The organism is Pseudomonas sp. SMV7 (genome assembly GCF_052041995.1).
Lineage (GTDB): Bacteria > Pseudomonadota > Gammaproteobacteria > Pseudomonadales > Pseudomonadaceae > Aquipseudomonas.
In genome coordinates, this window is the sequence record NZ_JBKGGT010000023.1 from 47,191 (window position 1) to 67,961 (window position 20,771).

Genomic DNA, 20,771 nt, shown 5'->3' on the forward strand with positions numbered 1-20,771 from the left:
AGGGGCCTCAGTGTTTGAGCAACAGCGCACCCTCGATGGGTACATAGCGGGTGGCGGCACGGATCAGCGAGAGTGCCGTGAGGCCGGGCACACCATACACCACCGCCTCGGTGCCATGACGCTGGATCACCCGCTCCAGCAGGAGGTCGAAATCGCCGTCGCCAGAGGCCAGCACCACCTGGTCGACGTGGCTGGCGGCATCCATCACGTCCAGGGTAATGCCCACGTCCCAGTCACCTTTGGCCGAACCGTCGCTACGCTGGATGAAAGGCTTGAGCCGCACATCGAAACCGAGGTTGCGCAAGATCTGCTGGAACTGTTGCTGCTTGCTGTCGCCACGGTCGATGGCATACGCCACGGCCTCGACGATCTGGCCTTCGCGGCTGACCGCGTTCCACAACGCGGTGTAGTTGAAATGGCAACCGTGGGCCTGACGCACGGTGTAGTAGAGGTTCTGCACATCGGCGAACAGCGCGATCTTTTTCACCCTGAAGCCTCATATCCGGTCTGGGGATCCGGGGGCTGCGTTGCAGCCCTTTCACGAAGCAAGGCCGCTCCTGCGGTAGGAACGGCCTTGTGCCGCGAAAGGGGCGCCAAGCGCCCCCGGAAATGCCAGCAGTATGCCAGACCTGTCAGACGTACGAATCGTCGTCCGCGAAGAACCCGCCATCATCGCTGCCATAATCAGTGTCGGCATAACCACCTTGGTCACTGCCCCAGCCACCATTGTCGGCTACGTGCTGCTGTGCGCCCGAATCGTTCCAGCCACCGCTGTCACTGGCGGGTGCCGGCTCTTCCTTGATCACTTCAACCACCTCCTGCGGCTGCACATCATGATGGAACAGGCTGCTGATGCCCTGCGCCAGCAAGACACCGCCGGCCACGCCGGCTGCAGTCTGCATCGCCCCCCCCAGGAAACTGCTGGCACCACTGCGCGCCGGTGCGGCGGCAAAACCGGGCTGCTGCATTTGTGGTTGGGAATAGCCGGGGGCCGCCGGTTCGCGCCAGCCGCCAGTCGATGGCGCCGGGGCGGCAGCGACTGGTTGCGGTTGCACGGCCGGAGCAGCATTGCGGCCGCCCGAACCAAAAATGCTGGAAAGGAAACCACCGCCACCACTGCCTGGCGCACTGCTGGCGCGTGCGGCTTCAGCCTGGGCACGCGCCTGCTTCAGTTCGGCTTCGAGTTGCTTGTTCTGCTCGTCGAGGCGCTTGATCGCAGCCTCCTGGACCAGGATCGCCTGGGCCATGTAGTAAGGTGCCGCCGGCTGCTGGCGCACATGCTCCTCGATGCGTGCCTGAGCCTGAGCGTCACGTGGCTGGCTCGGGTCCTCGGCTTGCTTGATACGGCTGAACAGGCCGTCGATCAGGGTTTGTTCTTCGGTATTCATGGGGCGACCTCGTGGGGTAGCAGGACAACGGATAGCGTCAAAGATGAGGTGTGCAGGCGGGGGATTCAATTACGGCGGCGTGAAACTTTTTTCAGCATATGACAGCCACAAGCCTGCTTTGGGCTAAAGTTAGCTCCCTGTTTTTACTGTCATGCGATGTTGACCGATGAATCCGCTGAGCGTCCTGCGCGACTCCCTGTATTTCTTCCGCCGCCACCTACCGAACATCCTCCAGCTGTGCCTGCCGCTGGTGGTGCTGGAAGCCCTGCTCACCCAGCTGCTGTACCGGCAGATGGGCGACCAGGCATCGCCGGCCTACGGCATGCTGGTCAGCCTGCTGTTCTACCCGCTGTACAGCGCCGCGCTGATCCTGTACCTCGATACCCGCAGCAATCGCCAGGAAACACCCAAGCGCGACCTGTTCGCGCGTGCCGTGCAACTGTGGCCGCAACTCGCACTGCTGATACTGATCAGTTCGCTGCTGATCATGGCGGGCCTTGCGCTATTCATCTTCCCGGGCGTGTGGATCATGATCAACCTGGTATTCGCCGAGTACTTGCTGGTATTGCGCGGCCGGTCGGTGGTGCAGGCAATGCGCGAAAGCGCCAGCATGACCACTGGGCATTTCATGCGCATCATGATTTGCGTGGTCGGCGTGCTGGCACCGATCTGGCTGATCGACGGGCTGCTGCTGATGGCCTTCCCCGAGCCAGCACCAGGGGTTGAATTGGCCTTGGATAGCCTGAGCGGGTTCCTGCAGCTGTTCAGCACGGTAGTGCTGTATCGGCTGTTCATGCTGCTGGAAGCCCTGCCTGGCCGTTGACCTGCAGCAGGCTCACCCGATTGGTGTTATCAGGAACTCGGTAGTACCGGTGATATCGACGTTCAGATGATCGATATAACCACCTTGCCGATCGTAACTTCTACCATCACTCGGGTTGTCGCCTATTTCCACAGGTGTGCCCAAGGTGGTCTCGCCACCGGCAACGAAGCTGCTGTCCATCCCACGCAAGCGGTTGGAGCTTGAAGATGTTGATGGCATCAGCAGCGGTATACATACCTACATAGCCTTTATGGCTACAGGCCAGCCGGCGCCCGTTGCGGCTTGAAGTACCACCAATCAGGTAGTGCAACCGATCACTGGTTCTTGAGCGGAAAAGAAATTTGAAGATACGACGGTCGTCGTCATACGCTTGGCCAGGGTCGCCTTTGATCAGCCAGTCCCAACGCCCTGGGACGATGGATTCGGCATAGTCCTCCTCTACGCTGAGCACTATCGGATAGGCGACTCCCTGGTGAAGCGCATGGATGGTGCAATCGAAAAGTTTCAGTGCCTCGAAGGACATCGGATCATCGGTGGAGATATCGCTGAGCTTCATCGTGTAGAGCCTCCTGAGAAGAGAAAGAAGGGCAGCGGACGATCAGCGGACGACGCCTCACTCCATTCTGTTCATTGCTGGCCCCAACAGCAGCACGAAAGGTTTCCCGTTCGGTAGCCTCACATGCCGGACATTCCTACAAACGCCACATGACCCGCGCTGTGCGGTGCCCCCGCGGCCTTGAGTGCCAAAGCTCCCCTCATGCTCATCGAGGTTTGGCACGTGCCGTCGCCTTGGCCACCAATGGGTCATCCGGCCAATAGTGCTTCGGCCAACGCCCGCCATGGAGCTGGCCATGGACAGCCTCAGCGGCTTCCTGTAGCTGTTCAGCACCGTGGTGCTGTACCGCCTGTTCATGTTGCTGGAAGGCGAATCTCGCGGCGAGGCCATGAAGGAAAGTCTTCGTTCTGCGTAAGTGCCCAGCCCTGGCATTAAGGTGATGAACCTTGAGTACCTACACAGGAGCACACCATGGACGAACACGTTCTCGCGGGCTACGCCAAGTCGTTTCGCGGCAAGTTGTACCTGCATGCCTTGGACTCGCAAATCCCGCTGCGCCTGAGCCGAAACAACGACAAATTTTCCTGGGGTTTCACCCCAGAAGACGACTGGTTGCAGGCAGGTGGCCAGCAGGACTCGCCGGTGATGGACTTTCACTTCGAATCACGCGGCGAGAATCGCCTGCATTACCACATCAGCATTCCAGGCAACCCGGAAACGAAGAAACTCGGTGTCAGCCGCAACGGTTACCTGGGTTTCTACTGGCATGCCGAAGTCACCGATTTCTGGAAGATCGAGCCGCTGCAACTGAGCGCCGAAGGGCTGCTCTGCCATCTGCGCGACCACCGCGGACACAGGGTGGGAGCCATACCCGATACCCCCCACCATAGCGGCAACACGGTGTACCTGCTGAACGTCGACGAGGGTCAAATCGTGACCTTCCTGCTGAAACCGACAAACTGAACCTTACGGGTGGAGCACTCCGATGGAAAATACTTCCAGTGACACTTCCTGGCCGGAACAGAGTTTTCTTGGCCGCATTTACATGATTCATGGGGATCGCAAGATCCCGATCCATCTCAGCAAAGCAACCGATATCCCTGTAGCAAGTCTGATCGCCAACGATTGGTTGGAGTCTGGGGGCGATAAAGCGACCAGGTTCAGCTTCAGTTTTCATTCCAAGACCAATGATCGACTGCATCATCATATCTTCAGCACCCATTACGCCGTGAAACGACAGCTGATGATCAGCGATAACGGTTACCTGGGCCTTTACTTGCCAATTACCCAAGGCGACTACTTCAAGCTCGAACCCCTGGAAGTCACAGAGCGCTTCATTCGATGCCGCTGGCGCGACCATTTGGGACACCAGGTGAAGGCTAAGGCCACGGAAACTTTTGATTGCGACGATAGGGCTTATCTCACCGTAGGCGAAGGCGGGCTACACGAGTTTGTAATCGAACGTAGCCTGCCAAACTGAGTTGTCCGCTCGCTTCAGGTGCCGCGCGGCTTCGCCCGTGCGGTAGCTTCGGCCACCAACGGGTCATCCGGCCAATAATGCTTCGGGTAACGTCCTTTCAGGTCCTTCTTCACTTCGGCATAGGTGGTACGCCAGAAGTTGGCCAGGTCCTGGGTCACCTGCACCGGCCTGCGTGCCGGTGACAACAGGTGCAGCTTGACCTGCAGGCGGCCATTGGCGATGCGTGGCGTGTCGGCCAGGCCGAACAGCTCCTGCAGGCGCACCGCGAGGATCGGTGGGTTTTCGCTGTAATCCAGGCGGATATTCGACCCGGACGGCACTGCCAGGTGCGCGGGGGCCTGTTCTTCCAGGCGCTGCGGCAACGGCCAGGGCAACAGGTTGCGCAGCATCGAAGGCAGGTCCAGCGCGGCGAAATGGCTGAGGCGTGATACTTTGCCCAGGTACGGCTGCAGCCAGTCTTCCAGGCTGGCGAGCAAGGCTTCGTCGCTCAGGTCGGGCCATTCGCTGTGGCCCTCCCTGGCCAGGTCGAGCTGGCGCAACAGCGCCACGCGTGCCTGCCATTGGCGCAGTTCCGGCGTCCAGCTCAGAAGGTTCAGCCCCTTGCGCCGGACCAGAGCAAGCAGCGCGCGGGCCCGCGCCTCATCGTCCAGGCCGGGCAGCGGCTCGCGACTGAGGACCAGCTCGCCAACCTTGACCTGACGCTCGGCGCGCAACACCTGCTCGCGTTCGTCCCAATCGAGCAGATCAACCCGTTCCACCTGCTCGGCGAGTACACCATCGAGCAGTGCCGGGTCGAATTCCGCCGCCAGGTAGATACGTTCTTCACGCTGGCCCTGGCGGCTGCCCAGGTCGGCGACCACCAACCAGGGGCACTTCATCAACGCATCGACCTCGGCAAACAACGCCGCACGGCCATTGGCCAGCCGGTACTCCGCGCCGCCCTCGCGACGTTGCTGGGCGACGCGGTCAGGGTAGGCCAGGGCCAGCAAGGCACCCAGCCACCGCGGGTGGTCCGGGTCGGCCACAGGCGCGGCTGGCTTGCCACGCAGCAAACCACGGTACTGGCGCGCCAGCTGGCGGGCCCGCTGCACGCCGCCCTGGCTGCCACGGGCGGCCTTGCTTTCGCCGCTGACCAGCGCCAACCGGCCATGCAGGTCGGCACCGCCGCCCCGCTGAATATCCCGCTCGCCCAGTAGCGCTGCGACGTCACAGGCCATCTGTGCCAAGCCCAGGTCCTGCCCGCGCAGCAGCAAATGCGCGATACGGGGGTGTGCCGGCAGCTCGGCCATGGCCTGGCCATGTTCGCTGAGGCTGTGGCGGCTGCCGGGCTTGTAGGCATTGAGCCGTGCCAGCAGGTCCTGGGCCTGGGCGAACGCGGCGGCCGGTGGCTGGTCCAGCCAGCGCAACTGCTCGGGCGTCACGCCCCAGCGTGCCAGTTGCAAGGCCAGGCCGGCCAGGTCGGCCTGCAGGATTTCGGCACTGCCGTGGGCGGCCAGCTGCTCATGCTGAGCCTCGGACCACAATCGGTAGCACACGCCGGGCTCCAGGCGGCCGGCACGCCCGGCGCGCTGGGTGACGCTGGCGCGCGAGATGCGCTGGGTGTCCAGGCGGGTCATGCCGCTGCCGGGGTCGAAGCGCGGGACCCTGGCCAGGCCGGCATCGATCACCACGCGTACGCCGTCGATGGTCAGGCTGGTCTCGGCGATATTGGTGGCCAGCACCACCTTGCGCAGGCCCTTGGGCGCCGGATCGATGGCGGCGCGCTGGGTATCGAGGTCGAGTTCGCCGTGCAACGGGCACAGCAGGACCTCGGGCCGTTCAGCCAGCGCCTCCTGCAGGCTCTGGTGCACCCGGCGTATCTCGGCCTGGCCAGGCAGGAACACCAGCACGCTACCGGCCTGCTCGGCCAACGCCTGCAACACGCTGTCCACCACCCGTGGCTCGACGAACTCGCCCGGCTGGAAGGGGCGCCCCCAGCGGATATCCACCGGGTGCATACGGCCCTGGCTGCTGACCACCGGGGCATCGTCCAGCAACCGCGACAGGCGCTCCCCCTCCAGCGTCGCAGACATCAGCAGAATCTTCAGTGGCGGGTCGTCTCGCAGCAACTCGCGGCCGTTCAGGCTCAGCGCCAGGGCCAGGTCGGCGTCAAGGCTGCGCTCGTGGAACTCGTCGAAGATCAGCAGCCCCACCCCCTCCAGCGCCGGGTCGGCCTGCAGGCGGCGGGTGAGGATGCCTTCGGTCACCACCTCGATGCGGGTTTTTGGCCCGACCTTGCTGTCCAGCCGAATGCGGTAGCCAACCGTTTCGCCAACCTTCTCGCCCAGCTCGCTGGCCAGGCGCTCGGCCGCCGCCCGGGCCGCCAGGCGCCGAGGCTCGAGCATGAGAATGCTCTGCCCGGCCAGCCAGGGCTCGTTTAGCAGCGCCAACGGTACGCGGGTAGTCTTGCCGGCGCCGGGTGGCGCCTCGAGTACCGCTTCGTCACGGTTTTCCAAGGCCTGGCGCAAGGCGGGCAAGACAACATCGATCGGTAATGAAATCATGGTGGTCCTCGAACAATCCCGCGAGTATAACGGCGAACCCAGCCTGCTCTATCATGGTCTTAGCTTCAGGCGCAGGCGTTTCGCTTGCCCCTGCTGAACACCTTTTCGGAGATTCACATGCGCATCCCAACCCGCGTCATCGGTGGCGCCCTCATCGTCACTTTGCTGACCCAACTGACCGCCTGCGGCACCATTCTTTACCCGGAACGTCGCGGCCAGATCGGCGGCAAGATCGACCCTGTGGTTGCCGCAATGGATGCCATCGGCATCCTGTTCTATGTAATTCCGGGGCTGATCGCCTTCGGCATCGACTTCGCCACGGGCGCCATCTACTACTCGGGCGGGCGCAGCGCCCAGGTAGACCCTGTCAAATTGCGCGACGCCGTCGGCCCCGATGGCAAGGTCGACAACCTGAAGCTGCAAGCCATTCTCGAGAGCGAACTGGGCCAGCGCCTGCCGTTGAACGACCCACGGCTGATCCAGCAGCGCGGCAGCATCGAGCAACTTGCCACCCTGGGCCTGGTACCGGCGGCCTGAACCACAAGGACACCGATCACGGATGACCACCAACCCGGCTGAACACCAGCGCCTGCTGCGCCTGGCCACGCGCGCGTCCCTGGCGGTGGCCAGCATCCTGGTCCTGAGCAAGGCCCTGGCCTGGTGGCTGAGCGGCTCGGTGAGCCTGCTGGCTGGGCTGACCGACTCGGCACTGGACGCCGTCGCTTCGTTCCTCAACCTGCTCGCCGTGCACTATGCCCTGCGCCCGGCCGACGATGACCACCGTTACGGCCATGGCAAGGCCGAAGCCCTCGCCGGGATGGCACAGGCGCTGTTCATCGCGGTCAGTGCAGTGCTCATCGGGGTGCAGGCGGCCGAGCGCCTGCATACCCCGAAACCGTTGGGCGATACCAGCATCGGCATCGCGGTGATGGTGCTGTCGCTGGTGCTGACACTTGCCCTGCTGGCCTTGCAGTCCAAGGTCATCCACGTGACCGGCTCCACGGCGGTGCGCGCCGACTCCCTGCACTATCGTTCGGACCTGCTGCTCAATGGCAGCATTCTCCTGGCGTTGCTGCTGGCACGCTTTGGCTGGCCGCAACTGGATGCACTGTTCGGCCTGGGCATTGCCGCCTATATCCTGTGGAGCGCGCTGCAGATTGCCAGAGAGAGCACGGCCATCCTGATGGACAAGGAACTGCCCGCTGATGTGGGCGAGGCGATGGCCACGCTGGTGCTGGCCATCCCGGGCGTGAAAGGCGTGCACGACCTGCGTACGCGGGTGTCAGGCAACCAGTGGTTCGTGCAGTTGCACCTGGAACTGCCGGGGCAATTACCGCTGGATGAAGCGCATGGCTTGTGCGTCAAGGCGTCGGAAGTCATCCGTCAGCGCTATCCGCAGGCGGATGTAATGGTGCATGCCGACCCGGTGTGAACCTGCCGGCAATGCGGGCGGGGCAGGCAGCATGACGGGGTCAGTTGATGCTGTAGCCTCGGCCACTGAAGCAGGCTCCCAGCGCTCGCCGGTAGTTACCGGCCACATTGGCCGGCGGCGCATACGCCGCTGTCGCCGGGTCGAACCCTGACTGGCTGACCGCCCAGCGGTGGCACTGGTAACGATCCTGGTCCTGCTGCGCCTGACCCTGCCCACGCATCGGGTAAGCCGACACATCATAACCACCGTCCACAGGGGGCGACGCGATATCAAGCGGGTTGACCACCACATACTCGCGGCGGTCGGCCAGGTACTGGTAATAGGTGTCGGCCACCACGAAGAACAACGCCCCGCCCAGCCAGACTTCCCGCGCGTAGGGCGGCAGGTAATCGACCCGCATGCCGTAAGGCGGGGTCACCACGACATACCGGCCCGCCTGCGGACGGAACCAGTAGCCACCGGAGTAGAAATAGTCATCACCACGGTAGGGCACTTTGCAGTAACGTTCCGGGAAATGATCGAGGGTGTGCCCAGGGCGGTACTGCGGCCCAGGCCCCCAGCCATTGCCATGGCCATCCGGGCGTCCCTGCCAGTCGCCGCCGGGACGTTGCCCCGGGCCACCGGCTTGCCAGTAGCGGTTATCACCATGACGACGCGGAATGTCCTGGTAGTAACCTTGGCGTGGCGGTTGCGTCTGTTGCACTTCGTCGCGCGAATTGAGCGCACGAGCAGGCGTTTCGCCCGGCCCTTCGGCCATGGCCGCGAAGCTGATGCCCACCGCAAACACACCTACACCTGCCAACTGCCAGATGCGCGACTTCATGGTATTCCTCTCGGTAAAAAACGGCGCCGGCAACCAGTCTACCGCGCCCATCACGCGGGCCAATGAAATTTCACGGGCATGAAAAAAGGGAGGCCGCAGGGCCTCCCTTCAGAAATTGTCGTCCGTGCTCGGCACTTGTGGCGCCGGCTCACCTCACACCGTCTTCTGGAAGGCGTGTAGCCCGGGGGCCTGGCGGATCCTGTTGGATGGCTGGCCGCGACCGCCCGCCTGGGGCGCGTCGCCGTGGACTGATGTCCGGGCAGTGATTCTGTTGATAAAGATACCGGACAGGGTGCGACAGCGGATTGCGAAGATTGCTCGGATAAATAGCACTTGCGCAATTTTTCGCCCCGGATTGATAATTCGCCGCAATCGGAACAGAAAAGGCATTAAGCATGAGCAAACTTGACCGCTACGACCTGAGCATCCTCGCCGAATTGCAGCGCGATGCGCGCATTTCCAACCAGGAACTGGCCGAACGCATCGGCCTGTCGCCATCGCCATGCTCGCGTCGGGTCAAGCAGCTGGAGGACGATGGCTACATCTCGCGCCAGGTGGCCCTGCTCGACCGCAAGAAACTCGGCCTGAGCCTGACCGCCTACGTGCTGATCGGCATGGACCGCCACACCCCGGAGCGCTTCGAAACCTTCGAGGCAGCCATCCGCAACCTGCCACAGGTACTCGAATGCAGCCTGGTGACCGGGATGGATGCCGACTACCAGCTGAAGGTGGTGGTGCCGGACATGGACCACTATCAGAAGCTCCTGTTGGGCAGCCTGACCCGTATCGAAGGCGTCACCAGCGTACGCTCGAGCTTCGTGCTCAACCAGGTGCTGGCCAGCACCGAGCTGCCGTTGACCCACCTGCGCTGAACGTTCACGCCAGCCGGCGTATACTCGGCTGCTCAGCCTGCCTGGAGAACACTGATGGATCCCGCCGTATTCGAAGAGTGGATGATGATCATCCTGGTCACCGTGCTGATCGCTTTCATGGGCTTCATCGTCTGGGACCTGGCGAAGAAGTCCAAGGCAGGCAGGTTCGGTACGTTGATCCTGTTCTTCGTGCTGGGGCTGGGGGTGTTGGCCTTTATCATCAAGAGCGTGGTGGTGGGGTTTCTCGAAGGGGTGTAGGGCTGGAGGAAGCCGGGAGCGCAAAGCGGCCCCGCTAACGCGGCAACTTTGCCGGGACTTCGCGCCAGCAGCCCTGCTCCAGCCCATCCAGCGCCCAATCGCCGATCCGCACCCGCACCAGGCGCAAGGTCGGCAACCCTACCGCCGCCGTCATCCGCCGCACCTGGCGGTTACGTCCCTCGCGGATCACCAGCTCCAGCCAGCTGGTCGGCACGCTCTTGCGAAAGCGCACCGGCGGGTTGCGCGGCCATAGCTCGGGCGCTTCCAGGCAGCGCGCCTCGGCCGGCAAGGTCGGCCCGTCATTCAGCGCCACGCCGTCACGCAAGCGCTGCAACTGCTCCTCGCTCGGCTGCCCTTCCACCTGCACCCAATAGGTCTTGGCCAGCTTGTGCTTCGGGTCGGCGATGCGCGCCTGCAGGCCACCGTCGTTGGTCAGCAGCAACAAGCCCTCGCTGTCGCGGTCCAGGCGCCCGGCCGGGTACACACCGGGGATGTCGATGAAGTCCTTGAGCGTCGCACGTCCGTCGCCGTCGCTGAATTGGGTCAGTACATCGAACGGTTTGTTGAACAGGATCAGGCGTGGCTCGGCCGGGGGCGCCTTGGGCTGGCGACGCGGGCCGGTGGCAGGCCGCGCCTGGGGGCGGCGCGGCTTGGAACGGGGGGGCAGTGACATGGGGCCTCAGCGGAACGGCGGCTCATCGAAACTGCGCAGTTTACGCGAGTGCAGCGAGTTGAGCTCGGTACGCAGCAGGTCGAGCGCGGCAATGCCGATCTTCAGGTGCTGGCTGACCGCCCGGTTGTAGAACGCGTTGGCCGAACCCGGCAGCTTGATTTCGCTGTGCAGCGGCTTGTCGGAAACACACAGCAAGGTGCCGTATGGCACGCGCAAGCGGTAACCCTGGGCGGCAATGGTGCCGCTTTCCATGTCTACCGCCACGGCCCGCGACAGGTTGATCAGCGGCCGCTCCTGAGCCCAGCGCAGTTCCCAGTTGCGGTCGTCGTAGGTCAGCACGGTGCCGGTACGCAAACGCTTCTTCAGCTGTTCGCCACGCTCGCCGGTGACCTGCGCCGCGGCTTCCTGCAAGGCCAGTTGCACCTCGGCCAACGCCGGAATCGGAATGTTCGGTGGCACCACCCGGTCGAGGATGCCATCACGGCGCATGTAGGCGTGTGCCAGCACATAGTCGCCGATGGTCTGCGACTGCCGCAGGCCGCCGCAGTGGCCGATCATCAACCAGCAGTGCGGGCGCAGCACGGCCAGGTGGTCGGTGATGTTCTTGGCATTGGACGGGCCGACGCCAATGTTGACCAGGGTGACACCATCGCCGTCAGCGGCGATCAGGTGGTAGGCCGGCATCTGGTAGCGGTGCCACACGACACTGGCCACCAGGGCCTGGGTTTCACCGTGGTCCATGCCTTTTTCGATCACCACGTTGCCCGGCAGGACCATGCGCACGAAGCGCGGGTCGTCACGCAGCTGGTCAAGCCCGTGGCTGATGAACTGGTCGACATAGCGGTGGTAGTTGGTCAGCAGGATCCACGGCTGCACGTGGCGCCAGTCGCTACCGGTGTAGTGCACCAGGCGGCGCAGCGAGAAGTCGACCCGCGCAGCATCGAACAGCGCCAGCGGCAGGGTATCGGCGCCACCCCAGTCGTACAGGCCGTCGGCAATATTATCGGTGGCCGCCGACAGGTCGGTGCTGGGGAATACCCGCGCCAACTGGGCGGCGGTAATGCCGCTGCCGGCCAGCTCGTCACCCTGGTCGACGACGTAGGGGTAAGGGATGTTCTGCTCGCTGACGCCGACCTCTACCGTCACCGTGTAGTCGTGCATCAGCGGGCGCAGCTGCTCCAGCAGATAGGCACGGAACGCGGCCGGCTGGGTGATGGTGACGCTGTAGGTACCGGCTACCTGCACCTTGGCATAGGCCCGCGTGGTGGCGGCGACTTCACCGTGGCTGTAGTAGGTCAGGCGTAGCGCGGGGTAGCGGAACAGGTCGCGCGCTTCGGCGTCCGGCTCGGTACGGTCCTTCAGGTAACGCTTGAGGGCCTGGCTGAGGGCCCCGGTGGCCTGGTCATGCAAGGCCGCCAGACGGTCGACGGCCTGTTCGGGGGTATCAACGACTACAAACGCTTGGCTCACACTGTGCTTCCTGTCTGGACATGCCTGTAAACCATCTTGCCTGCCTTCGTGGCTAAATACACCCCCATTGATCGGTGTTGATCAGCGGGCCAGCGCAAGACTGGTGATACGGGCCTCGCCAGCTCAGTTGCTCCAGGCTGGCGTGGCCCGCGTCACCAGAGCCTGCACATTCACCCCGCGCGGCAAGGCGCCGTAAACCCGGCCACCGCCGGTCAAGCGGCTGTCGATGAACGCATCACTCACTACCGCATTCCCTGCCTCCAGCAACAGCTTGGCCTGCAGCGCCAGGGCAATGTCCTCGGTCAGTTGCCGCGCGCGATATTGCAGGTCGCCGGTGTCGGCAAACGCGCCCTTGAGGTTGCCGATATGCGCAGCCAGACGCGGGTCGCCGTGACCGTCGCCCAATTCGGCGAACAACGCATCGAGCACACCTGGCTCCTTCGACAACGCACGCAGCACATCCAGGCACTGCACGTTGCCCGAACCTTCCCAGGTCGAGTTGACCGGCGCCTCGCGGTACAGCCGTGGCAGGATGCTGTCCTCTACATAACCGGCGCCGCCCATGCATTCGGCAGCCTCGTTGATCATGGCTGGCGCACGTTTGCAGATCCAGTACTTGCCCACCGCTGTCACCAGGCGGGCGAAATGCGCCTGCTGCGGGTCGTCCAGCTGTTCCAGCGCCTGCCCCATGCGCAGGCTCAAGGCCAGTGCCGCCTCGCTTTCCAGAGCCAGGTCAGCCAGCACGTTCTGCATCAATGGCTGCTCGTTCAGCACCCGCCCGCCAACCTTGCGGTGCGCGCAGTGGTGGGCCGCCTGGGTCAACGCCTGGCGCATCAGGGCACTGGAGCCGACCATGCAGTCGAAGCGGGTCATGGCCACCATTTCGATGATGGTCGGCACGCCCCGCCCTTCTTCCCCGACCATCCACGCCAGGGCGCCGCGGAACTCCACCTCGCTGGAGGCATTGGAGTGGTTGCCCAGCTTGTTCTTCAAGCGCTGGATATAGAACTGGTTGCGGCTGTCGTCCGGACGGTGGCGCGGCAGCAGGAAGCAGCTCAGGCCTTTCTCGGTCTGCGCCAGGGTCAGGAAGGCATCGCACATCGGCGCCGAACAGAACCACTTGTGCCCGACCAGCTCGTAAGGTTGTCCAGGGCCGGGGCTGCCGACCGGGTAGGCACGGGTAGTGTTGGCGCGCACATCGGTGCCGCCCTGCTTCTCGGTCATGGCCATGCCAAGGGTAACGCCAGCCTTGTGCCGGTCGCCGACATTGCGTGGGTCGTATTCGCGGGCGAGGATCTTCGGCAGCCAGTATTCGGCCAGCTCCGGTTGCAGCCTGAGGGCCGGTACCGCGGCGAAGGTCATGGTCAGCGGGCAGCCGGTACCGGCTTCGGCCTGGCTATGCAGGTAGGTCATCGACGCTCGGGCCACGTGGGCACCGGGGCGAGGTTCGGCCCAGGGCAACGATGGCAGCCCGTGTTCGACGGCGGTGCGCATCAGTTCGTGATAGGCGGGGTGGAACTCCACCAGGTCGATACGGTGGCCGAAGCGGTCGTGGCTGCTGAATGCCGGCTTGTGCGCATTGGCCAGGAAGCCTGCGGCCATCAGCGGCCCCCCGGCCAGGGCACCATAGGCGTCAATCCGCGCTTCGGCCCAGTCGGCCCCGAAACGCCGTGACCACTCCTGCAGCGGCAGGTCGAGGCGGTAGAGGTTCGCGCCATCGAGCGGCGGCGGCTGGTTGATGACTTCGTGGGTTTCAGCGTACTGGTGCAGGTTCATTGGAAGCTCCTGGATCCGGGCAGGCATGAAAGGCCCAGTGAAGCATTCCGCGGGTGGCTCTGAAAGTGACAAATGTGACTAAACGCGCCGCAGTGAGTACAAGGGGATTACAGGCATCGGAGGGGCGCCAAGAGAAGAATAGATTCCAGGCACATCGCCCCCTGGCGGCAAAAGATGCAACCAGACGGCGATGGCAACTTGACTTAACGCGTGTTAAACATATTCCCACTGCAAGTAACTGATTCTCAGAGTCGTGAGTCCGGGACAATAAAACCTAAGAGCAAACGCCTTATGAATCTCCCAAGCCTGCGCACCGACCGGTGCTGTCATCGTATAGATTTGCCTATCGGGAGTGTGCATTTCCTGTTTGTCAGTTCCTTTTTCCCAATTCAACTGAACATGATGCGGAAGTTCCCCAAGCACCTCAACTTCAAATTTCACCTGGAGCGGCTTTTCGAGCGTCGAGTCAATACCGCTTAACAGGAACCAAAGTTGGTCCTCACGCGGATCCCACCAATTGGTCCATTGAAGGACATTCCCCACAGTTGGTTCACCACTGTATACAACTTGGGGGACTGGTTTTCTGTCCTCCTTGGAGATAGGCCGGAGAATCCATCCGTCAAGCAATGTATCCTTTTCACTGTCATACACTGTCCCAGCTGCTACGTTTTTAAAATCCGTATTACCAGACATTACGACATTCCTCGCAGAGTTAGGCATGAGTTAGATGCACGACCGCCGAGCCGAAACTGGCGCGTGTTAAACATATTCCCAGCGCAAACAGCCGATTTTCATAACCGAACGATTGTCATTCTCAACCCTGAGAACAAATGCCCCATACTTCTCCGAAACGCGTGCACCGTTCGGTGCTTTCAACGTGAAGCTTAGTTTGTTGGAAATTAAAACTTCCTCTTTGGCGAATCCCCCTTCCCAATGCAAATAAACAGCGTCCGGAGCTTTCCCTGACGTTTCCAGGTCAAATGTCACCTTGAGCGACTGTGTAAGGTGCGAGCCAACACCACTTAAGAGGAACCAAAGATCGACCTTATCTTGATCCCCCGAATTGTCCCACTGAAGGACATTCCCCACATCTGGGTCACCACTGAATACAACTTGGGGGTTTGGATGTTTTTCGCTTGTGAAGGTAGGCCGGAGAATCCATCCGTCGAGCGGTGTATCTTCTCTACCGTCATACCGTGTTCCAGCTTTTACTTGTTTAAAATCCTGCTCACCAGACATACGACATCCCTCGCAGAGTTAGGCATGCATTAGATGCAAGACCGCCGAGACGAAACATTTCCGAAATATTACCCGTCACTGACGTGTTCGCGCCGCTAACAAGATTATCCTGATGCGTACACTGAACACGGCACAGTGTCACTAAGGTAGAAAGACTGCACAACTGGTAAAAATGCTAGTTTTTCAAGCACACGAGATCACTGCAGAAGCGGCCGCGACTGCCATCACCAAAGCTGTGCCTTCAGAATCGTCCAGCCCGTGAAATCGCCGGGTCCGGCGGCATCTGCACCTGGGCAATCGCCATGGTCAAGGTCAGCTCGAAACGGCTGCCCAGGCCCCTTGTCGATTCATGGGACAGCCTGCCGCCAAGCAACTCTGCCAGTTGCCGGCAGATCGACAAGCCGATCCCGAGCCCGCCATAGCGCCGGGTCATCGAGCCATCTACCTGGAAGAAGCGCTGGTAGAGGATCGCCTGGTCCAGATCATCGAACCCGATGCCGCTGTCGCTGGTGGTGAAGGTCAACGCCAGACTGTCCGGCCCAAGCCGACGACCGCGAACCTGCACCATCACCCCGCCGTGGTGGGTGAATTTCAGGCCGTTGTCCACCAGGCAGCCCAGGCAGCGGGCCACTTTCTGCGCATCGCCCAGCAACTGGTCCGGCAACTCGGCAGGGATGTCCAGGCTCAGGTACAAGCCCTTGCCCAGGGCCGTTCCGGCATAGCTGGCACGCAGGTCCTGCAGCGTGCGCCGCAGACTGAACGGCAGGGCCTGCAGGCGCATGCGACCGGCCTGCAGTTCGGTCAAGGTGAGAATGTCGTCGACCATGTCCATCATGTCCTGGGCCGAGCCGACCGCGGTGCGGTGGTACTGGGCCATCTCGGCACTCATGGGCAGTGTGTGCATCAGTTCCAACGAGCCGATCACGCCATTCATCGGTGTGCGCAGTTCATGGGTAACCGTGGCGAGGAACTCATCCTTCAGGTGATTGCTCCTGGCCAGTTGCTGGTTCATCTGCTCCAACGCCTCGCCGGTATCACGCAGGGTTTGCGCCTGCTGTTCGCGCATGCTGTTGATGCGGTCGGCCAGCGCCAGCGACAGCAACGCCACTTCCAGTGCCGACCCCAGTTGGCTGGAATACATGGTGATGAACAGGTTGGGCAGGTAACCCAGCACCATCAGGGTATTGACCAGCCCGCCGAGCAGAAACGCCGTCCAGGCGATGATGAACCAGCGCGCCACGCGCAGGCCACGCACCCAGGCATACAACCCGGCGGCAAAGATGCTCACGGTGAACAGCAAGGCCAGCACGGTGGCCATGCGCAAGGCGATGCCGTAGCGCATGCTCACCGACAACACCATCACCAGCACGCCACCGAGCATCAACAACTGCAGCAGGCGGTCGAAGCTACGGCTGATCTTGCCCAGTTGCAGGAAGTGACGCGCGAACTGGCAACCGAACAGGCCCGCAGCGCCAATGAACAGCGGCGTTGCGGCGTTGGCCCACCACGGGCTGTCCGGCCAGAAGTAGGAAACGCCCGCACCGTTCACCGACACCTGATACAAGCCGAACGAGGCAATGTAGAGGATATAGTAGAGGTAACTGACGTCCCGCACGCTGAGGTAGATGAACAGGTTGTACACCAGCATCACCAGCAGCACGCCGTAGATCATGCCCAGCACGTACAAGCGGGTGGGCTGGTCTTCCATATAGGCTTCGGCCGACCACAGCGACAGCGGCGCCTGCAGCGAACCCTGGCTGTGCAGGCGCAGGTAGGCGGTAGTCGATTGGCCGGGCTTGAGCGGCAGTTCGAACAGGTAGTTGTTCTGGCGGATCTGCCGGCTGTCGTAGGGCAAGGCATCGCCGGTGCGCTGGGCCAGGCGGAACTGACCATCGCTGCCCGGCAGGTACAGCTCGAGGTGGTCCATCGGTGGATAGGCCAGCTCCAGCAGCCACTGGCGCGGCAGGGCGTCGGCCGAGGCGACATAGCGCAGGTCGATCTTGAGCCAGAACACCGAAGTCGAGTAGCCGGCGTTCAATACATCGGCATGGTGGGTGCGAAAGCGGCTGGCGAAAACGGGCGCACTGACCTGAGCGATGCTCGCGCTGCCCTCACGGTCTTCGTACACCTGCATGACCTTGCCCAAAGGAAGGTGCCGGGTTTGTGCGTCGAAGTCGACGGCGCCGGCCAACATGGGCAGCAAGCCCAGAAGCAAAATCAGCAAATTACGCATACAGCCCCAGCATGGCCTGCTCGGTCGCGTCGCGATGGCCTCCCTTCCTTTTGAGACGACGAAATCCGGCAAAGCCCGTTTATCGAGTTATCCGAGCACTCTAGCATAGCTTTCCATGCCAGCAACGAGCCACCTTCAACTTGACGGAAACGGCTCTATATCAATGCTTTCAGATGAACACAGAATACAATTCTGACCATTAGGCCAGCAAAACCGGTTTGTAGGACGATCCGCCCAAACAGGATTGGTGGTAAGCTCGCCGACCATGAATATCTACAGCTCCCGCCCCGTTGTCCTCTGTCTCTCCGGCCACGACCCCAGTGGCGGCGCCGGCCTGCAGGCAGATATCGAAGCCCTGCTCGCCCAAGGCTGTCATGCCGCGCCCGCGGTGACTGCCCTGACCGTGCAGGATACCGTCAACGTTTCCGACTTCCGCGTGCTCGACCGCGAGTGGGTGCTGGCCCAGGCCAACGCCGTGCTGGCCGACTCCACGGTAGCCGCCGTCAAGCTGGGCATGCTCGGCTCGATCGAGATGGTCGACACCGTCGCCGAACTGCTGGCCGCGCACCCGCACCTGCCGCTGGTCTGCGACCCGGTGCTGCGGGCCGGTGGTGGTGGCCGTCTGGGCAAGGACGAAGTGGGCTACGCCCTGCGTGAGCGCCTGCTGCCGCTGGCGACCATCGCCACGCCGAACCTGCCTGAAGCGCGCATCCTCGCCGAGCTGCCCGAGGGCAGCGCCGATGAGTGTGCCGAGAAACTGTTGCCGTTCTGTAGACACCTGCTGATTACCGGCGGTCACGGCGACGAGGACGAAATTCACAACCGCCTGTACAGCCGCGACGGCCAGCGCCATACCTGGACCTGCCAGCGCCTGCCGGGCAGCTATCATGGCTCCGGCTGCACCCTGGCCAGCGCCCTGGCCGGGCGCCTGGCCCTGGGCGAACAACTGGACAGCGCCGTGCGCAGCGCCCTGGACTACACCTGGCGCACCTTGCGTGACGCCGAGCAGCTGGGCAAAGGCCAGTTCGTGCCGCGTCGCCTGCCGCTGGATTTCTGCTCCTGATACGAGGCCTTCAATGAAGCTACGCGGTCTGTACGCCATCACCGACAGCCAGCTCCTCGCCGGCCGTTTCTTTTCGCATGTCGAAGCGGCGCTGGAAGGCGGCGTGTGCCTGCTGCAGTACCGCGACAAGAGCGATGACGCAGCCCGGCGCCTGCGCGAAGCCGAGGGGCTGATGAAGCTCTGCGAGCGCTACGGCACCCAGCTGATCATCAATGACGACGCTGAACTGGCCGCGCGCCTGGGCGTCGGCGTGCACCTGGGCCAGACCGACGGCCCGCTGACCCCGGCTCGCGCGTTGCTCGGCCGCCAGGCGATCATCGGTTCCACCTGCCACGCCAACCTGGACCTGGCCGTCCAGGCTGCCCGCGAAGGTGCCAGCTACGTAGCCTTCGGCCGGTTCTTCAATTCCGTCACCAAACCGGGCGCCCCCGCTGCCAACATCGAACTGCTGGCGCAGGCCCGTGCCCAGGTGAAACTGCCGATCGCGGTGATCGGTGGCATTACCCTCGACAACGCTGCCCCGCTGGTTGCCCATGGTGCCGACCTGCTGGCGGTGATCCACGGCCTGTTCGGTGCCGACAGCGCGCAGGAAGTCACCCGCCGCGCCCGCGCCTTCAACGCCTTGTTCGCATCCTGATTCGAGAGAACCTTCCCCATGTCCCGTTCCGAAGCCCTGTTCGCCCAAGCCCAGAAGCACATCCCCGGTGGCGTCAACTCGCCGGTCCGCGCTTTCCGGAGCGTTGGCGGCACGCCGCTGTTCTTCAAGCATGCCGAAGGCGCCTACGTCGTTGACGAGGACGACAAGCGCTACGTCGACTACGTCGGCTCGTGGGGCCCGATGATCCTCGGCCACGGTCACCCGCAGGTACTGGAGTCGGTACGCAAGCAGCTGGAGCACGGCCTGTCCTATGGCGCGCCGACCGCCATGGAAACCGAAATGGCCGACCTGGTCTGCTCGCTGGTGCCATCGATGGAAATGGTGCGCATGGTCAGCTCCGGCACCGAAGCCACCATGAGCGCCATCCGCCTGGCCCGTGGCTACACCGGCCGGGACGCCATCATCAAGTTCGAAGGCTGCTACCACGGCCACTCCGACAGCCTGCTGGTAAAAGCCGGTTCCGGCCTGCTGACCCAGGGCGTGCCGAGCTCGGCTGGCGTACCGGCGGACTTCGCCAAGCACACCCTGACCCTGCCATTCAACGACATCGCCGCCGTCGAGAAGACCCTGGCAGAAGTCGGCCAGACCGTGGCCTGCATCATCGTCGAGCCGGTGGCCGGCAACATGAACTGCGTCCCGCCGGCGCCCGGTTTCCTCGAAGGCCTGCGTGAGCAGTGCGACAAGCACGGCGTGGTACTGATCTTCGACGAAGTGATGACCGGTTTCCGCGTTTCCCTGGGTGGCGCGCAGGGCCACTACGGCATCAAGCCGGACCTGTCGACCTTCGGCAAGATCGTCGGCGGCGGCATGCCGGTCGGCTGCTTCGGCGGCAAGCGCGAAATCATGGGCTGCATCGCCCCGCTCGGCCCGGTCTACCAGGCCGGCACCCTGTCGGGCAACCCGTTGGCCATGGCCGCCGGCCTGACCACCCTGAAGCTGATCAGCCGCCCAGGCTTCCACGCCGAGCTGACCGACTACACCAGCCGCATGCTCGACGGCCTGCAACAGCGCGCCGATGCTGCTGGCGTGCCGTTCGTCACCACCCAGGCTGGTGGCATGTTCGGCCTGTACTTCAGCGGCGCCGACGACATCGTTACCTTCGACGACGTGATGGCCAGCGATGCCGAGCGCTTCAAGCGCTTCTTCCACCTGATGCTCGACGGTGGCGTGTACCTGGCACCGAGCGCATTCGAGGCGGGCTTCACCTCCATCGCCCATGGTGACAAGGAGCTGCAGATCACCCTGGATGCGGCGGAAAAGGCTTTTGCAGCGCTGAAGTAACGCGCTGCACCGTGTTTTTGTGGGAGCGGCCTTGTGTCGCGAAAGGGCCGCAAAGCGGCCCCGGGCTTCAGCAGTAATGCACCGATTGCCGGGGCTGCTTCGCAGCCCTTTGGCGACACAAGGCCGCTCCCACAGAGGCCGGTACAGGCAATAAGCCCCCCGGCACAATCAGCTGACTTCCCCAACCAAGCAGAAAATCGAGT

General features: G+C 63.0%; 21 protein-coding genes and 1 pseudogene. 10 read left to right on the forward strand and 12 right to left on the reverse strand.

The genetic code is table 11. The annotated features are described in order from the left end of the window. Nucleotides 1-7: 7 nt before the first annotated feature. Both ACLEJP_RS22475 and ACLEJP_RS22480 read right to left on the reverse strand, forming a co-directional pair. Nucleotides 8-487 (reverse strand): NYN domain-containing protein, encoded by a 480-nt coding sequence (locus ACLEJP_RS22475; protein WP_225779344.1) that lies wholly within the window; start codon nt 485-487, stop codon nt 8-10. A 145-nt stretch (nt 488-632) separates the two neighbouring features. Continuing rightward, nucleotides 633-1,388: a DUF2076 domain-containing protein gene (locus ACLEJP_RS22480; RefSeq protein ID WP_440810031.1), complete on the reverse strand. Its 756-nt coding sequence runs from the start codon at nt 1,386-1,388 to the stop codon at nt 633-635. Nucleotides 1,389-1,554: 166 nt separating this feature from the next. On the opposite strand from ACLEJP_RS22480, the gene ACLEJP_RS22485 reads away from it, so the two are divergent. Continuing rightward, nucleotides 1,555-2,211, forward strand: a complete 657-nt coding sequence (locus ACLEJP_RS22485; RefSeq protein ID WP_440810033.1) for a YciC family protein — start codon at nt 1,555-1,557, stop codon at nt 2,209-2,211. Between the two features lie 106 nt (nt 2,212-2,317). On the opposite strand, the gene ACLEJP_RS22490 is transcribed toward ACLEJP_RS22485, so the two are convergent. Both ACLEJP_RS22490 and ACLEJP_RS22495 read right to left on the reverse strand, forming a co-directional pair. Beyond that, nucleotides 2,318-2,767 (reverse strand): hypothetical protein, encoded by a 450-nt coding sequence (locus ACLEJP_RS22490; protein WP_440810035.1) that lies wholly within the window; start codon nt 2,765-2,767, stop codon nt 2,318-2,320. Nucleotides 2,768-2,972: 205 nt separating this feature from the next. After that, a pseudogene (locus ACLEJP_RS22495) lies at nt 2,973-3,047 on the reverse strand (hypothetical protein); the annotation flags it as partial. A gap of 191 nt (nt 3,048-3,238) precedes the next feature. Here ACLEJP_RS22495 and ACLEJP_RS22500 point away from each other — a divergent pair. Both ACLEJP_RS22500 and ACLEJP_RS22505 read left to right on the forward strand, forming a co-directional pair. After that, the gene (locus ACLEJP_RS22500) at nt 3,239-3,730 is read left to right on the forward strand and encodes a hypothetical protein (RefSeq protein WP_440810038.1); all 492 of its coding nucleotides are present in this window, start codon (nt 3,239-3,241) and stop codon (nt 3,728-3,730) included. A gap of 22 nt (nt 3,731-3,752) precedes the next feature. Then, nucleotides 3,753-4,247 carry a hypothetical protein gene (locus ACLEJP_RS22505; protein WP_440810041.1) on the forward strand — a complete coding sequence of 165 codons (495 nt, stop codon included), beginning with the start codon at nt 3,753-3,755 and terminating at the stop codon, nt 4,245-4,247. Nucleotides 4,248-4,261: 14 nt separating this feature from the next. On the opposite strand, the gene hrpB is transcribed toward ACLEJP_RS22505, so the two are convergent. After that, nucleotides 4,262-6,790: an ATP-dependent helicase HrpB gene (gene hrpB / locus ACLEJP_RS22510; protein WP_440810044.1), complete on the reverse strand. Its 2,529-nt coding sequence runs from the start codon at nt 6,788-6,790 to the stop codon at nt 4,262-4,264. A gap of 117 nt (nt 6,791-6,907) precedes the next feature. On the opposite strand from hrpB, the gene ACLEJP_RS22515 reads away from it, so the two are divergent. Then, nucleotides 6,908-7,327, forward strand: a complete 420-nt coding sequence (locus tag ACLEJP_RS22515) for a polyribonucleotide nucleotidyltransferase (protein WP_440810047.1) — start codon at nt 6,908-6,910, stop codon at nt 7,325-7,327. Between the two features lie 22 nt (nt 7,328-7,349). Continuing rightward, nucleotides 7,350-8,222 (forward strand): cation diffusion facilitator family transporter, encoded by an 873-nt coding sequence (locus ACLEJP_RS22520; RefSeq protein WP_440810050.1) that lies wholly within the window; start codon nt 7,350-7,352, stop codon nt 8,220-8,222. Between the two features lie 40 nt (nt 8,223-8,262). On the opposite strand, the gene ACLEJP_RS22525 is transcribed toward ACLEJP_RS22520, so the two are convergent. After that, on the reverse strand, nt 8,263-9,045 hold the full coding sequence (locus tag ACLEJP_RS22525; RefSeq protein ID WP_440810052.1) for a DUF6515 family protein: 783 nt from the start codon (nt 9,043-9,045) through the stop codon (nt 8,263-8,265). Between the two features lie 395 nt (nt 9,046-9,440). Here ACLEJP_RS22525 and ACLEJP_RS22530 point away from each other — a divergent pair, with 395 nt between their 5' ends. Continuing rightward, nucleotides 9,441-9,917, forward strand: a complete 477-nt coding sequence (locus tag ACLEJP_RS22530) for an Lrp/AsnC family transcriptional regulator (RefSeq protein ID WP_003249795.1) — start codon at nt 9,441-9,443, stop codon at nt 9,915-9,917. A 54-nt stretch (nt 9,918-9,971) separates the two neighbouring features. Next, complete coding sequence (locus ACLEJP_RS22535) at nt 9,972-10,175, forward strand: DUF2788 domain-containing protein (protein WP_023631482.1); 204 nt, start codon at nt 9,972-9,974, stop codon at nt 10,173-10,175. Nucleotides 10,176-10,209: 34 nt separating this feature from the next. Here ACLEJP_RS22535 and ACLEJP_RS22540 read toward each other — a convergent pair whose 3' ends face one another. The 6 genes from ACLEJP_RS22540 to ACLEJP_RS22565 all read right to left on the reverse strand — a co-directional run bounded on the left by ACLEJP_RS22540 (nt 10,210) and on the right by ACLEJP_RS22565 (nt 17,566). Next, complete coding sequence (locus ACLEJP_RS22540) at nt 10,210-10,848, reverse strand: pseudouridine synthase (protein ID WP_440810056.1); 639 nt, start codon at nt 10,846-10,848, stop codon at nt 10,210-10,212. Nucleotides 10,849-10,854: 6 nt separating this feature from the next. Further along, nucleotides 10,855-12,318 (reverse strand): AMP nucleosidase, encoded by a 1,464-nt coding sequence (amn, locus tag ACLEJP_RS22545; RefSeq protein WP_289129830.1) that lies wholly within the window; start codon nt 12,316-12,318, stop codon nt 10,855-10,857. 123 nt (nt 12,319-12,441) lie between these two features. Beyond that, complete coding sequence (locus tag ACLEJP_RS22550) at nt 12,442-14,094, reverse strand: acyl-CoA dehydrogenase family protein (protein WP_440810058.1); 1,653 nt, start codon at nt 14,092-14,094, stop codon at nt 12,442-12,444. Between the two features lie 213 nt (nt 14,095-14,307). Then, nucleotides 14,308-14,787 carry a hypothetical protein gene (locus tag ACLEJP_RS22555; RefSeq protein WP_440810061.1) on the reverse strand — a complete coding sequence of 160 codons (480 nt, stop codon included), beginning with the start codon at nt 14,785-14,787 and terminating at the stop codon, nt 14,308-14,310. Nucleotides 14,788-14,853: 66 nt separating this feature from the next. After that, the gene (locus ACLEJP_RS22560) at nt 14,854-15,333 is read right to left on the reverse strand and encodes a hypothetical protein (RefSeq protein ID WP_440810064.1); all 480 of its coding nucleotides are present in this window, start codon (nt 15,331-15,333) and stop codon (nt 14,854-14,856) included. A 241-nt stretch (nt 15,334-15,574) separates the two neighbouring features. Then, nucleotides 15,575-17,566, reverse strand: a complete 1,992-nt coding sequence (locus ACLEJP_RS22565; RefSeq protein WP_440810067.1) for a sensor histidine kinase — start codon at nt 17,564-17,566, stop codon at nt 15,575-15,577. 265 nt (nt 17,567-17,831) lie between these two features. On the opposite strand from ACLEJP_RS22565, the gene ACLEJP_RS22570 reads away from it, so the two are divergent. The 3 genes from ACLEJP_RS22570 to hemL are packed head-to-tail and all read left to right on the forward strand — an operon-like array spanning nt 17,832 to nt 20,568. After that, entirely contained in the window at nt 17,832-18,629 is a 798-nt protein-coding gene (locus ACLEJP_RS22570; RefSeq protein WP_186686602.1) for a hydroxymethylpyrimidine/phosphomethylpyrimidine kinase, read from the forward strand. 13 nt (nt 18,630-18,642) lie between these two features. Continuing rightward, nucleotides 18,643-19,266, forward strand: a complete 624-nt coding sequence (thiE, locus tag ACLEJP_RS22575; protein ID WP_440810069.1) for a thiamine phosphate synthase — start codon at nt 18,643-18,645, stop codon at nt 19,264-19,266. Nucleotides 19,267-19,284: 18 nt separating this feature from the next. Next, on the forward strand, nt 19,285-20,568 hold the full coding sequence (hemL, locus tag ACLEJP_RS22580) for a glutamate-1-semialdehyde 2,1-aminomutase (protein WP_440810072.1): 1,284 nt from the start codon (nt 19,285-19,287) through the stop codon (nt 20,566-20,568). Nucleotides 20,569-20,771 lie beyond the last annotated feature (203 nt).

Bases quoted from the DNA above. Each gene is read 5' to 3' on its own strand.
- ACLEJP_RS22490 (WP_440810035.1), bottom strand. From the start codon at position 2,767: ATGAAGCTCAGCGATATCTCCACCGATGATCCGATGTCCTTCGAGGCA.
- ACLEJP_RS22530 (WP_003249795.1), top strand. From the start codon at position 9,441: ATGAGCAAACTTGACCGCTACGACCTGAGCATCCTCGCCGAATTGCAG.
- ACLEJP_RS22535 (WP_023631482.1), top strand. From the start codon at position 9,972: ATGGATCCCGCCGTATTCGAAGAGTGGATGATGATCATCCTGGTCACC.
- ACLEJP_RS22520 (WP_440810050.1), top strand. From the start codon at position 7,350: ATGACCACCAACCCGGCTGAACACCAGCGCCTGCTGCGCCTGGCCACG.
- ACLEJP_RS22560 (WP_440810064.1), bottom strand. From the start codon at position 15,333: ATGTCTGGTGAGCAGGATTTTAAACAAGTAAAAGCTGGAACACGGTAT.
- hrpB (WP_440810044.1), bottom strand. From the start codon at position 6,790: ATGATTTCATTACCGATCGATGTTGTCTTGCCCGCCTTGCGCCAGGCC.
- ACLEJP_RS22505 (WP_440810041.1), top strand. From the start codon at position 3,753: ATGGAAAATACTTCCAGTGACACTTCCTGGCCGGAACAGAGTTTTCTT.
- ACLEJP_RS22500 (WP_440810038.1), top strand. From the start codon at position 3,239: ATGGACGAACACGTTCTCGCGGGCTACGCCAAGTCGTTTCGCGGCAAG.
- ACLEJP_RS22570 (WP_186686602.1), top strand. From the start codon at position 17,832: ATGAATATCTACAGCTCCCGCCCCGTTGTCCTCTGTCTCTCCGGCCAC.
- hemL (WP_440810072.1), top strand. From the start codon at position 19,285: ATGTCCCGTTCCGAAGCCCTGTTCGCCCAAGCCCAGAAGCACATCCCC.
- ACLEJP_RS22515 (WP_440810047.1), top strand. From the start codon at position 6,908: ATGCGCATCCCAACCCGCGTCATCGGTGGCGCCCTCATCGTCACTTTG.
- ACLEJP_RS22540 (WP_440810056.1), bottom strand. From the start codon at position 10,848: ATGTCACTGCCCCCCCGTTCCAAGCCGCGCCGCCCCCAGGCGCGGCCT.
- ACLEJP_RS22480 (WP_440810031.1), bottom strand. From the start codon at position 1,388: ATGAATACCGAAGAACAAACCCTGATCGACGGCCTGTTCAGCCGTATC.
- ACLEJP_RS22525 (WP_440810052.1), bottom strand. From the start codon at position 9,045: ATGAAGTCGCGCATCTGGCAGTTGGCAGGTGTAGGTGTGTTTGCGGTG.
- ACLEJP_RS22555 (WP_440810061.1), bottom strand. From the start codon at position 14,787: ATGTCTGGTAATACGGATTTTAAAAACGTAGCAGCTGGGACAGTGTAT.
- ACLEJP_RS22565 (WP_440810067.1), bottom strand. From the start codon at position 17,566: ATGCGTAATTTGCTGATTTTGCTTCTGGGCTTGCTGCCCATGTTGGCC.
- thiE (WP_440810069.1), top strand. From the start codon at position 18,643: ATGAAGCTACGCGGTCTGTACGCCATCACCGACAGCCAGCTCCTCGCC.
- ACLEJP_RS22550 (WP_440810058.1), bottom strand. From the start codon at position 14,094: ATGAACCTGCACCAGTACGCTGAAACCCACGAAGTCATCAACCAGCCG.
- ACLEJP_RS22485 (WP_440810033.1), top strand. From the start codon at position 1,555: ATGAATCCGCTGAGCGTCCTGCGCGACTCCCTGTATTTCTTCCGCCGC.